The sequence below is a fragment of the Candidatus Caldatribacterium saccharofermentans genome (assembly GCF_050267035.1).
Taxonomy (GTDB): domain Bacteria; phylum Atribacterota; class Atribacteria; order Atribacterales; family Caldatribacteriaceae; genus Caldatribacterium; species Caldatribacterium saccharofermentans.
Window position 1 is genome coordinate 1995955 of record NZ_CP187957.1, and the last position, 12584, is coordinate 2008538.

12 protein-coding genes are annotated in these 12584 nt (G+C 54.7%); all 12 read left to right on the top strand.

From position 1 onward, the window contains the following. The 12 genes from murD to ACPT9Q_RS10275 all read left to right on the top strand — a co-directional run bounded on the left by murD (nt 1) and on the right by ACPT9Q_RS10275 (nt 12583). Nucleotides 1-1356, top strand: coding sequence for a UDP-N-acetylmuramoyl-L-alanine--D-glutamate ligase (gene murD / locus ACPT9Q_RS10220; RefSeq protein ID WP_017872738.1), 1356 nt, complete (start codon nt 1-3; stop codon nt 1354-1356). Continuing rightward, nucleotides 1319-2491 (top strand): putative lipid II flippase FtsW, encoded by a 1173-nt coding sequence (gene ftsW, locus ACPT9Q_RS10225; RefSeq protein ID WP_017872737.1) that lies wholly within the window; start codon nt 1319-1321, stop codon nt 2489-2491. The genes murD and ftsW overlap by 38 nt, the downstream gene beginning before the upstream one ends. Further along, complete coding sequence (gene murG / locus ACPT9Q_RS10230) at nt 2492-3589, top strand: undecaprenyldiphospho-muramoylpentapeptide beta-N-acetylglucosaminyltransferase (protein ID WP_017872736.1); 1098 nt, start codon at nt 2492-2494, stop codon at nt 3587-3589. An 80-nt stretch (nt 3590-3669) separates the two neighbouring features. Then, nucleotides 3670-4983: a UDP-N-acetylmuramate--L-alanine ligase gene (gene murC, locus ACPT9Q_RS10235; protein ID WP_427365772.1), complete on the top strand. Its 1314-nt coding sequence runs from the start codon at nt 3670-3672 to the stop codon at nt 4981-4983. Nucleotides 4984-4991: 8 nt separating this feature from the next. Continuing rightward, complete coding sequence (gene murB, locus ACPT9Q_RS10240; protein WP_427365773.1) at nt 4992-5885, top strand: UDP-N-acetylmuramate dehydrogenase; 894 nt, start codon at nt 4992-4994, stop codon at nt 5883-5885. A 103-nt stretch (nt 5886-5988) separates the two neighbouring features. Next, a complete protein-coding gene (locus ACPT9Q_RS10245) occupies nt 5989-6597 on the top strand; it encodes an FtsQ-type POTRA domain-containing protein (RefSeq protein WP_017872732.1) in 609 nt (202 codons plus the stop codon). Between the two features lie 35 nt (nt 6598-6632). Then, a complete protein-coding gene (ftsA, locus tag ACPT9Q_RS10250) occupies nt 6633-7856 on the top strand; it encodes a cell division protein FtsA (RefSeq protein WP_017872731.1) in 1224 nt (407 codons plus the stop codon). A gap of 23 nt (nt 7857-7879) precedes the next feature. Beyond that, nucleotides 7880-8935, top strand: coding sequence for a cell division protein FtsZ (ftsZ, locus tag ACPT9Q_RS10255; protein WP_026137245.1), 1056 nt, complete (start codon nt 7880-7882; stop codon nt 8933-8935). Beyond that, nucleotides 8898-10577: a radical SAM protein gene (locus ACPT9Q_RS10260; RefSeq protein ID WP_427365774.1), complete on the top strand. Its 1680-nt coding sequence runs from the start codon at nt 8898-8900 to the stop codon at nt 10575-10577. Before ftsZ ends, ACPT9Q_RS10260 begins: the two co-directional genes overlap by 38 nt. Continuing rightward, entirely contained in the window at nt 10516-11217 is a 702-nt protein-coding gene (locus tag ACPT9Q_RS10265; protein WP_017872728.1) for a YggS family pyridoxal phosphate-dependent enzyme, read from the top strand. The genes ACPT9Q_RS10260 and ACPT9Q_RS10265 overlap by 62 nt, the downstream gene beginning before the upstream one ends. Next, nucleotides 11218-12015 carry a pyrroline-5-carboxylate reductase gene (gene proC, locus ACPT9Q_RS10270; RefSeq protein WP_017872727.1) on the top strand — a complete coding sequence of 266 codons (798 nt, stop codon included), beginning with the start codon at nt 11218-11220 and terminating at the stop codon, nt 12013-12015. It abuts the gene before it with no gap. A gap of 1 nt (nt 12016) precedes the next feature. After that, entirely contained in the window at nt 12017-12583 is a 567-nt protein-coding gene (locus ACPT9Q_RS10275; RefSeq protein ID WP_427365775.1) for a DivIVA domain-containing protein, read from the top strand. The last annotated feature ends 1 nt before the right edge of the window (nt 12584 follow it).

Consider the following 12584-nt stretch of genomic DNA (forward strand, 5'->3'; position numbering starts at 1 on the left):
GTGCATTGCGTCATTGGTCTTGGGAAGACGGGACTTGCGGTGGTTCGTTTCTTCCTCAGTCAGGGGGAGAGGGTCTTTGTGTTTGACGATAAGCTCAAGGAAAAGGATCTTCCTGACTGGCTTTCCGGAAGCCCTCTGGTAACCCCCATCACCCTCCGGGAAGTCGAGAGTATCCTCCCCTTGGTGGAGGAATGCGTGGTGAGTCCCGGTGTCCACCCTGATCATCCTGTGGTTCGTCGCTTTGAGGAGGAGAGAGTTCCAGTTATCAGCGAGATCGAGCTTGCTTCCCGGTATATCTCCTTCCCTCTTGTGGGGATTACCGGTTCCTGTGGCAAGAGCACCACTGTCTCCCTTGTCGGGGAGATCCTTCGAAGAGCCGGGTGGGATGTCTTTGTGGGGGGGAATCTTGGAACTCCTCTCATTGAGAGTGTCCTTCTCTCAAAACCCCCGGAGATTGGGGTTGTAGAGCTCAGCAGCTTCCAGCTTGAGCGGGTGTACACTGCTCGCTTCTCCATCGCGGGGATTCTCAACCTCTATCCAAATCACCTTGACTACCACTCCAGCATGGAAGAATACTTCCAGGCAAAAGGCCGCATATTCCTCAACCAGCGCCCTCAGGACTGGGCGCTTTTTCCGTTGTCCCGCCCCCTGTGGCAGGCGCGGTGGTGTCGCACAGCAAGGGGCCGGGTAATGCCGCTTGGGGTTGGGGTCCGTCTCTTTGAAGGTCTGTGCGCTGTGGGAGACGCAGTCTTTGAGGGTGGCGTACCTCCCCGAAAGATTCTCTCTCTTGAAGGGTGTTCTCTTCCTGGACATCACAACCGGGAGAACATCCTCATGGCGGTGGCGGTGGCAAGAATCCTGGGAGTGGAGCCGGAAACCATTGAGGAGGTATTACGGTCCTTCCAGGGTCTACCTCACCGTCTTGAGCGGGTTGGTGAGTGGAATGGGGTTACCTACTACAATGATTCAAAGTCCACGACGCCTTCCTCGACGCGGGTTGCTATTGAGGCACTTCCTGGTCCCTTAATCGTTATCCTGGGGGGGAAAGCAAAGCTTGCCGATTTCAGCGAGCTCACTGGGGTCCTTGCTCTGGAAAAGATCAGATGTGTTGTGGTGTATGGGGCTTCCCGGAAGACCATTGAGGCCTTCTTGCCACCCAGGGTACGGTCGTTTTCTGTGGAGTCTCTTGAAGAAGCGGTGAAGATTGCCTGCCGGGAAGCAAAACCGGGCGATACCGTGTTGCTTTCTCCGGCCTGCACGAGCTGGGATGCCTATGAGAACTTTGAAGTTCGAGGGGAACATTTCAAAGCCCTTGTCCATGCTCTGGAGGAAGGTCCATTTCCGGAGCCTTCTTGAGGCGTATGAGGCTCGGCTCTGGAAAGTGCAGTGGTGGTGGGAAGTCGATCCGGTGCTTTTCTGGGCCGTTCTCATCCTTTCTCTTTTTGGGTCCCTTATGGTGTTCAGTGCCAGCATGACTACTGCGCTCTACGCCTATGGAGACGTCTTTTTCTTCCTCAAACGCCATCTCCTTGCCCTTGGCCTTGGGATGCTGGGATGCTTTGGGACGACTTTTCTTTCTCTGGAACGCCTCCGGAAGATGAGCGAAAAATTCCTCCTTTTCGTCTTCCTGCTGCTTCTTCTCGTCTTTGTTCCTGGAATAGGACGGGCTGGAGGCGGTGCCTACCGCTGGATTGACCTTGGACCGCTGAACTTTCAACCTTCAGAGCTTGCGAAGTTCGCCATTATCCTCTACATGGCAGATGCGCTTGTGACCTACAGGGAAAGGGTGCGGGACTTCTGGAGGGGTGTGGTGCCTTTCCTCATCCTCGTCGGGACGATGTGTCTTCTCGTTCTTCTTGAACCGGACCTCGGTACAGCTTTATTCCTGCTTTTTCTGGCTCTGGTTATGATTTTCCTCGGTGGGGGGAATATCACCCATCTCTTCCTTGTCGCCGCTGTGCTTACCCCCCTGGGGCTTTTCCTCCTCTTCTTCGGAAAGGATTACTGGATGGACCGCATTATAGCCTTCTTCAACCCCTGGAGCGACCCCCGGGGAAAGGGATTCCATATTCTCCAGTCCCTTGTTGCTTTGGGGTCCGGGGGACTGTGGGGGAGGGGATTGGGGGAGAGTCGCCAGAAGTTTTTCTTTCTGCCCGACCGGCACACTGACTTTATTTACGCTATCATTGGAGAAGAGCTTGGTTTCGTAGGAACGGCGCTTGTGGTGGTCCTCTTTGGCGTCATCCTCTGGCGAGGATGGCGTATCGCTCTGCAGAGCGACAATGAATTCGAAGCGCTTCTCAGCATGGGAATTGTGGCGAGCATTCTCTTCCAGGCGCTGATCAACATGGGAGCAGTGCTCAAATTTCTCCCGGTGACGGGCATTACCCTACCCCTTGTGAGTTACGGGAGCTCTTCGCTTTTTGTGACACTTGGAGAAATTGGGATTCTCTTCAACGTTGCTCGAAGGAGAAAGCGGAAGGTGGAGTAGGTGAGGATTTTCATTGCTGCAGGGGGAACGGGAGGCCATGTGTTCCCGTCTCTTTGCGTGGCGGAAAAGCTTAGAGAGCTTGGAGACCACAAGGTATTCTTCCTCGGTACCCGGAGAGGTCTTGAGGCCGGGGTTGTTGCTTCCCGTGGTTTTCCGGTTCTCTACGTTTCGGCACGGGGTTGGAACAGGCGCATTGGACTGCAAATGTTCCGAATGCTCGGAGAGAACTTTCTGGGATTCTGTGCCATGGGCTGGTATTTTCTCTGGTATCGTCCCCAGGCGTTCTTTGCCATGGGGAGCTACCTCTCTCTTCTGGGAGGACTTTGGGCAAAAATTCTTCGTGTTCCTATTTACCTTCACGAACAGAATGTCTATCCTGGTCTTGCCAATCGTGTTGTTGCTCGATGGGCGAGGAAGGTTTTCCTCTCCTTTGAGGAGACGAAGGAGTACCTGAGGACTCGGGGGAGGGTCGAAGTGACAGGGAATCCTCTTCGGGAGGAAGTTGTGGCCTGGGAAGGAAAAAAAGAGGAGGCCTGTGCTCTTCTTGGTCTTTCCAAATCGAGAAAAACTCTTCTTGTTGCTGGAGGGAGCCGGGGTTCGAGCTTCCTGAATCGAGTCTTCCTTGAAGCCCTTGACTTTCTTCCCAAAGAGATGATCCAAGTGGTCCATATCACCGGAGTAGAAGACTTTGCCCCGATCGCAGAATACGCTGAAAAACAGCCCTTTCCTTATCGCGTGTTTCCGTTTTTGGATGCCATGGGAATGGCCTATGCTGCCGCAGATGTTGCTTTTTGCCGGGCCGGGGCCAACACCGTCACGGAGCTTTTTTTCTTTGGTATCCCCAGCATTCTTGTGCCTTACCGGGAGGCGACGGAAAATCACCAGTGGTATAATGCCCAGTGGCTCGTGAAACAGGGCCTTGCCGTGGTCTTTTCTGAGGAAGAGCTCCGGGGGCCTCTTCTGGCACGGGAGCTCCTGCGATTGCTCAACAGGCCCTCGGGTTTTCCGGAAAGCGAAAGTCGACGTGTGCAATTTCGAAAGAGTGCTGCCTGCATTGCTCGGGAAATCCTTGATCTACCAGGGGAGGAAGGATGTTGAGCGGGGTTTTTTCTGAGAGTTCTGAAAGTTGGAGTGTTCTCCCCCGGCGGCTGCATTTTATCGGCATTGGGGGAACAGGCATGAGTGGGCTTGCCCTTCTGGCCCACGAACGGGGACACATTGTCAGCGGGTCAGACCTTGTGGAGAATGAAGCCGTGCGCCGCCTCCGGGCTCGAGGTGTACAGGTTTTTGTTGGTCATCGACCGGAACAGATTGAGGGTGTGGAGGCAGTGGTGGTATCTTCAGCTATCCCTCTCTCGAACGAGGAGCTTGTGGCAGCCCGGGAGAGGGGACTTCCGGTGCTCCACCGGGGGGACATACTGGCCCTCCTATTTAACCCGAAAAAGGGTATCGCCGTGGCTGGAACCCACGGGAAGACAACCACAACGTCCATGATTTCCCTTCTCCTTGAGGTTGCAGGTTTCAGTCCCACCGTCCTTGTGGGGGGAGAACTTGAGGACATTGGGGGGAACGCGAAATCAGGACAGGGAGAATTCTTCGTTGCCGAGACCGATGAAAGTGATGGCTCCTTTCTCAAGCTTCGCCCCTTCTGTGCGGTAGTGACGAATATCGAGGATGACCATGTGGAGTTCTACGGGAGCATGGAGGAGGAGAAAAGGGCTTTTGCCCGTTTTCTGGGGAACGTGAAGGAAGGCGGGTTCCGGGTAGTCTGTGGAGACCATCCCGGTATCCAGGATGTCCTTGGAGCACAGAGCTTCCCCTCCCTGATCACCTATGGCATGGAGAACCCCAGAGTGCAGTATCGGGGGAACGTCATTGCCAGGGGAGAGGGAGGATCCTCTTTTGAAGTTTTTCGTCACAACCGGCGTGTAGCTGTTTTCTCGCTCCGCGTTCCTGGAAGCCACAATGTGAGCAACGCCCTGGCCTGTATTGCTGTGGGGATGGAACTTGGTATTGGAGTAAGGGTTATCGCCAGGTCTTTGGAGGCTTTCCGAGGGGTCAAGCGGAGGTTCGAGCGCCTGGGGACGGTGAACGGTGCCATGGTGGTGGATGACTACGCCCACCACCCTACGGAAATCAGAGTGGTTCTCCAGACGGCCCGGGAGCAAACCTCAGGGAGAGTTGTGGTGGTTTTTCAGCCTCACCGGTATACCCGAACGAAGAGGCTGTATCGAGAGATGGCCAGAGCCCTGGAACTCGCGGATTATGTAGTGCTGCTCCCAATTTACTCTGCGGGAGAACCAGCCATCCCGGGGGTTTCGACGGAGCTCGTTGCTCGGGTACTTGTGAACTCAGGTTTCCCCCACGTTCATCTTGCTTCAACCTTTGAAGAAGCTGCAGCAGTATGCCTCCGGATGGCTCGGGAGGGCGACACAATCCTCACCATAGGTGCGGGAGACGTATGGAAGGTTGGAACAATGCTCACAGCATAGAGGAGAGAGTGGAGGAGTTACTGCGTTCTTTTTCTGGAATCTGGTGGCTGAAAGGCCCCGAGATGTGGGCACTGACGACCTGGCGTATTGGGGGAAAAGCCCTCGCCCTTGTTGAGGCGAGGAGTGAAGAAGAACTCACCACGGTTCTTGACCATTGTGACCGGCTTGAGATTCCCTGGCGGGTTCTGGGGAGAGGGTCGAACATCCTGGTGAGCGATCGAGGTTTTCGAGGGATTGTGGTCCGCCTTGGAGGCCGCCTTGCCGAGTGCTCGCTTCTTTCTGGGGGACAGGTAGAGGCGGGTGGAGGGGTGATTCTGGGCCATTTGGTGCAGTTTGCCATGGAGCATGGTCTTGGGGGCTGTGAGTTCCTTGCAGGAATTCCAGGAACCGTTGGGGGTGCGGTCGTCCTCAACGCGGGATGTTTTGGAAAAGAGGTGGGGGAGCTCGTTGAGCGGGTGCTTGTGCGAGAGAGGAATGGGAAAATGCGCTGGTGGGGGAGAGACGAGCTTTCCTTTTCCTACCGGGGGTCGAATCTCAGAGAAGGGTTCATGGTTGTTGTTAAGGTAGTGTTCCAGCTATTTCCGGAAGAGAGAAAGCAGGCCGAGGAAAAGGTCCGATATTTCTCTCTTCTGCGGAAGAATTCCCAGCCTCTTGAGTTGCCCTCGGCAGGAAGCGTTTTCCGCAACCCTCCTGGGGAGTACGCTGCCCGTCTCATTGAGCAGGCCGGCTGTAAAGGGCTTCGCCTTGGCCAGGCCCAGGTATCTCCAAAGCATTCGAATTTCATCGTGAACCTTGGGGGAGCTCGAGCCTGGCAGGTTGAGTACCTTATGGAGTGGGTTCGGAGGGAAGTCTATCGCCGGACGGGAATATGGCTTGAGAACGAGGTGGAACTCTGGCGATGACCAGAAGAACCTTTGCCTTCTTTGAAATCTTTTTTTTTACCTCCTTGTGGGCTGCATCTCTTTCGGGGTTTTTGCGCTTCTTTTCAGAAGTGCTCTTTTCCGCGTGAATGTTGTGGAAGTTGTGGGGTGTCAGTTCCTCAAGGAGGAAAGTATTCGAAAACTCCTCCAGATTGAAGAAGGAAGGACGAACATCTTCGCCGTCCGATCCTGGGAAATCGAGCGGCGGTTGCAACAGATTCCCCAGATTCGGTGGGTTCGAGTAGAAAGGGTTTTCCCCCACAAACTTCGAGTGGTTATCGAGGAGCGCAGGCCTGAAATCCTGGTTGAGGGGAAGGGAGCACCCTTCTGTCTTGATCGGGAAGGGGTCAAGGTGCCCTGTGTGGGGGTTGCTGAGGACGAGCTCATACGGGTGGTGCTTCGTTCCCAGGAGGGAGGACTGCTCTCTGAGGTTCTGGACCTTGTTGAAGTGTGGCAGAAGGAATTCGACGTGGCGCTTCGTGAAATCGAGGCGGTAAATGAGAGGCTGTTTATTTTGCGGCTCCAAAATGGTATAGTTATAAAATGCGAGGGGGCCTCGAACGTTCGAAAAAAAGCCGTACTCCTCCGGTCTTACTTGCGGGACGTGCGGATAAAATCCCTGAGAGTCCGGGGATTTGATCTCCGTCCAGGGGAGGACATGGTGATTGCACCGGGTGAAGGTGAGGGCTTTTGAAGGCTTGGTCAAAGACTCAAGGAAGCTCTCTTACCGTGGGGGCTGTGGATGTCGGCACGAGCAAGATCTGTACACTCATTGGGAGAAAGCGAGGCTCTGCTCTTGAAATTCTGGGGGTCGGTTTGAGTAGCTCTCAGGGAATCCGGAAGGGTCGCATCGTCGATATCGGGAAAGTGGCACGGGCCCTCCGGGACTCGTTCTTTGCAGCCCTGGAAGTTGCCCAGGTTCCCCCTGACGTTGTCTATGCCGGTATGGCCGGTGATTGTGTGGTTTCTCTGAATCTCGAAGGTGAACTCTTTCTGGGGCGAGGAGGGCGGGAAATTACTGAAAGGGATACAGAGAACGTCATTGAAAGCACCAAGACCAAGGTCGACCTGAAAGCGCAAAAAGTCCTGCATCTCCTCCCGCAGGAGTTCATTGTGGACGACCAGAAAGGTGTTGCTGATCCTGTAGGCATGGTGGCGACGCAGCTTCGGGTACGTACCCACCTCGTTCTTGCTCAAGAAAACCACTTCCACAACTTCATGAAAAGCTTTCAGCAGGCGGGCATTGATGTGACGAGGATTGCTTTCCAGCCTCTCGCGTCTGCCTTGGCCGTGCTCTCCTCCACTGAGAAGGAAATCGGTGTTGCTCTGGTGGACATTGGGGGTGGGACAACGGACGTCACAGTGTTCTACGGAGGGAGCCCGCGCTTCTCCAAAGTACTCCCTGTTGGGGGAGAACACATTACCTCTGACCTTGCCGTTGGTCTGCGCACATCACGGGATGAGGCGGAACGGATAAAGGTTCACTATGGCTGTGCTTTCAGCCGACACATTCCTGATGACGAGGTTGTGGAAGTGCGGAACCTTGGAGGAGCGGCACTCCAGGCGGTGCGCCGGAAATATGCCTGTGAGATCATCGAGGCGAGAGTCCGGGAGATTTTTGCCCTTCTTGCCCAGGAACTTCGCTCGTCAGGATGGGGGAAATTCCTTCAGGGGGGCATAGTGCTCACCGGAGGCACGGCGCTCCTTGATGGTATTGCGGAATTTGCTTCGTCCTTCTTGAAAGTTCCTGTTCGACTGGGGTATCCCGAAAGCACGAATTACGTTGGCATGGTGCAGGCCATCACCAGCCCGATATTTTCCACCGCCTGTGGACTTCTGCAGCTTGCTGTTCTTGAAGCCGTGCAGAAGAGGCGATCAAACCTTTTTGAGGGTTTGCATCGTGCGAGATTCTGGTTTGTGGAACGCCTCAGAGACTACTTTATGATGGAGTGAGGAATGGACGGGGGTTGGGGAAAATGGCGTTACGGCGGAGTCAATCGACCAATGGAGAGGTAAGGATAGAGGTCATCGGTGTCGGTGGGGGCGGCGGAAACGCGGTGAACCGGATGGTTGAGGCCGGGCTCAAAGGTGTGACCTTTGTAGCCGTGAATACCGATGTGCAGGTGCTGCGCCGTTCCCTGGCGGATGTGAAGCTCCAAATTGGGGCAAAGCTCACCCGGGGGCTTGGGGCGGGGGCCAATCCTGAAATCGGACGGAAGGCCGCAGAGGAAGACCGGGACAAAATTTTTGAAGTTCTCGAGGGAGCCGACATGGTTTTTATCACCGCAGGCATGGGAGGGGGAACAGGTACAGGAGGTGCACCGGTTGTTGCGAGAATTGCCAAGGAGCTGGGCATTCTCACCGTTGCTGTGGTGACAAAACCTTTCTCTTTCGAGGGCCCGAAGAGGATGCGTCAGGCTGAGGAGGGTATTGCTCTTTTGCGGCAGAACGTCGATGCCCTTATTGTTGTTCCCAATGACCGGTTACTCCAGGTTGTGGATAGTTCGGTCTCCCTTAAGGAGGCATTCCGCATTGTGGATAATGTTCTGCTTCAGGGTGTGAAGGGCATTGCTGACCTCATCACGGTTCCGGGAATCATCAACCTGGACTTCGCTGACGTGCGGGCAGTTCTTGAAAACGCTGGGATGTCCCTCATGGGAGTGGGGAGAGCGTCGGGGGAGCACAAAGCGAGAGAAGCCGCCCGCATGGCTGTGGAAAGCCCTCTTCTTGAGATTCCCTTCCGTGGAGCCAAGGGGGTTCTTTTCAACGTGACGGGGGGAGCGAATCTCACGCTCTGGGAAGTGAGTCAGGTCGCTGAAGTCATAAGCGGTGCTGCTTCGGAAGGGGCGAATATCATCTTTGGCGCGGTGATCGATGACCACCTCAAGGACGAGCTCGAAATCACGGTTATTGCCACGGGATTTGACCATGCCCAGGAGATGGAAGAAACCCAGCCCCCGGAATTCTCCGAGGCATTTCCTCCTGAGGACCTTGATGCACCAGCTTTTCTCCGTAAAACCAGAAAGCCGTAGAATTGCTGTGGTAAATGAGCGGGGCCTTCCCCTTCCGCGAAGCGGACAGTACGGTCTTGCCCTCTGTTTTCCTGGGGCTTACAGTCTCGGAATGGCACATCTTGGTTTCCAGTCGCTTTTTCGTATTCTTTCTGAGGCTTCAGGGTGGTGGGGGGATCGGTTTTTCAGCGACACCGGTTCCCGGTCCCTTGTTGCACATTTGCCTCTGAGGGAGTTTCATCTTGCTGCTTTTTCCCTTTCCTTTGAGCTCGATGTCTTTCCTTTCCTTCTCATGCTGCAGCAGGCACACATTCCCCTCTTTGTCGAGAAGCGACAGGAAGAAGACCCTCTTGTCCTCGTCGGTGGTCCACTGGTTATGCTGAATCCAGAGATTGTGGCTCCCTTTGTGGATGTCGCAGTTGTTGGAGAGGCAGAAGTCATTCTTCCTCAGATTCTCGCGGTGTGGGCTTTCTGGAGAGCAAGGGGAGCGACTCGGAAGGAAGTGAAGCTTGCCCTGAGCCGTATTCCCGGGGTTTATGTCCCGGAGTTCTACACCCCTGTGTATGAGGGAGGTGTCCTTCGGGCCTTCGAGACGTCCCATGGAGTGCCTTTCCCTGTGTGCCGTCAGTGGGCGAACCTCGAGGATTTCGAGACGCGGACCTTTATTTACACTCCCCTTGCGTATTTCCGGAACACAGCTCTTGTGGAACTCAACAGGGGTTGCCGGTACCGCTGTCGTTTCTGCGCTGGAAGCTGCATTTACGCACCCTTCCGCCAGAGGTCTTTGGAGCTCGTCCTCAGCATGATTCGTAAGGTCCTGGAGTGGCAACCGGAGAAAGTCGGATTTGTGGGTTCTGATGTTCTGGGGTATCCCGCTTTCCCTGAAGTGGTGCATTTCCTCCGGAGTTCTGGGAAAAAGCTTACGCTTTCGTCCCTTGTGGGGAAGGACCTTTATGGGCGAAGTGACCTTCTGGAGCTCCTTCGCAAAGGAGGACTTGAGACCATCACCCTTGCTCCAGAGACTGGGGACGTTTCATTCCGACTTTTTCTGGGGAAGGGGCTTTCCAACGATGACTGGCTGGAACTGATTCTCGAATGCCTCAGGGTAGGTTTTGCCAGGGTGAAGCTCTACTTTATGCTTGGGAAGCCTGATGCAACATCCATTGAAGCCGACCTTGAATTCCTGGCCCGTCTTGTTCGCCTTATTCCTTCTCCTTCTCGGCTCTGGGTTTCCTACAGTTTCCTCATCCCCAAGCCCCACACGTTTTTGGAGGATTGCAGGGCCGAGTCCTTTGGGCGCTGGAAGAGGGAAAAGGAGGTTTTCGAACGTGGGCTTCGAAAAATGCGGGTTGCTTTTTCTGGAGAAAGCCCTCGCAGGGCATGGGTGGAGCTCATCCTTGCCCGGGGGGATCGAGCGCTTGCAAGATGCCTTCCTGAACTCCTTGAGGGTGAACGATTCCTTTCCCTTCCCTCCTGGCGGAGAATCCTTTCTGCCTTGGGGCGGGATGAGCATGAGTGGCCGAGGCTTCCCTGGAGAGAAGGGTTGAAACCCTGGAGCGTTGTACGTCTTTGGGCTCTTAGGGATGGGGAGGGACGGTCACATGAAGGACTCTGTGGGCCGGAACATCGAACGGGTGCGGGAAACCATTGCTGCCGCCTGTGAAAAGGCTGGGAGAGACCCTCAGGAAGTGAAGATTGTTGCCGTGACCAAGGGTGTGGATACGGAGTGCATGGCAGAAGCCCTGGCATGCGGGATACGCATTTTCGGTGAGAACCGCGTCCAGGAGGCAATGAAGAAGATGCCTGTTTTTGCGGGGATGGATGTGGAGTGGCATTTCATTGGTCGTATTCAGCGGAATAAAATTAAAAAGATTCTCGAGCACTTCCACTGCGTCCATTCCTTGGACCGGGAAGATTTCGGGAAGGAGATGAGTCATCGCCTGAGAAGTGCTGGACGGGGTGGATATCCGGTGCTTCTTGAGGTAAATCTCACAGGAAAGGAAACCCAGGGGGGAGTGCGAGAGGAAGAGCTCCCTGGACTTGTGAGGGCAATCGCCACTTTGTCAGAACTGCGCATTGTGGGGCTGATGACCATCGGACCCCTGGGGGAGAGTGAGGAGAGCATCCGTCGGGTGTTCCGACGCCTCCGGGAGCTCAAAGACATGGTGAACGCCCTGAATATCCCTGGGGTCTTCCTGACAGAACTCTCCATGGGGATGAGCGACGATTACCATCTGGCCATTCTTGAAGGAGCAACGATGATTCGTCTGGGAAGGGCAATTTTCGGCGAGAGGAGGACATGAATGAGGGAAAATATCCTGTTTATTGGATGTGGCAATATGGGGAGTGCTCTTGTTCGAGGTCTTGTCCGGGACAAGTGGCATACGAAATACCGTTTTCTCCTCTTTGATCGCGTGCCGGAACGAGCTCAAAACCTTGCAGCCTCCTGCGGTGTTGAGTGGGTGGAACACCCTCTTCTCTATTCCCCAAAATTCGTCTTCTTTGCGGTGAAGCCCAAAGATGTTCCCGAAGCGGCTCGACTTCTCTCTTCGTGGCAGGAAGGAGTTCTGGTATCGGTTGTTGCTGGAGTTCCTCTTCAGAATTTGCGGGAGTACCTCGCGCCCTCTGTGGGCGTTGTCCGGATCATGCCAAACCTCTGTGTGGAGGTGGGAGAGGGAGTTGTTCCTGTTGTCTTTTCTCCTGAGATCCCCGAGTCATACCGGGAGGAGCTTCTTTTTCTCTTTGCTTCACTGGGGTGGGTCTTTGAGACAAACGAGGAGGAAATAAACCTGCTTACCGCTTTGAGTGGGAGCGGTCCCGGTATTGTGGCGCTCTTTGTTGAAGGATTGATGGACGGAGGGGTACAGGCTGGTCTTTCCTGGGAAAAGAGTTTGCGTCTTGTCACGCAGGTGGTTCTCGGGACAGCACTCCTTCTCAAGGAGAAGGGTTTTCACCCCGGAGTTTTGAAGAATCTCGTGGCGTCTCCCGGGGGAACGACAATAGCCAGCCTTTCCGTTCTTGAACGAGCGGGTTTTCGTGGGATTCTTATGGAGGGAGTAAAGGCGGCGTATCAGAGGGCTCAGGAGCTTTCCTTGGGGTGAGGTGAGGGCATTGGCGCTACGACCTGAGGATATTGTGGAAGTGGAGTTCAGCCGGTCTTTCCGGGGATACAACGAGGAGGAAGTCCGGGAATTTCTGGAAGAGGTGGCGACACAGGTTGCTCTCCTTCTTGAAGAGAAGGAAAAGATGCTTCAAGAGAACCGCGAGCTTCGTCGGAAGCTTTCCGAACAAGAAGAGTACCTGCGGAAAATGCAACTCCAGCTTGAGGAATGGAAAAAGCAGGTCGAAGTGGAAAAAGAACTGGCCAAGCGTGAGTCGCAGATGATTGTCAAAGAAGCTCAACTCCGGGCACAAAGGATTGTCGACGAAGCCCTGGAACGGAAACGGGAAATCGAAGCCGCATACCGGGGTCTCTTTGAGAGGTACCGTCTTTTCCAGATTCGTTTCAAGTCCCTCTTGCAGACCTTTATTGAGAGTATTGAGAAAGAAAGCCTGAGTGAGGAATTCCGAGAGGAGAAGAGGGAAGAGCCTCAGGAAAAAGACGAGGCACCTGAAGTGGTCCGTTTCTCCCTAAAGGATTTGCACGATGAAGGAAGGATGAGCAAGTAGG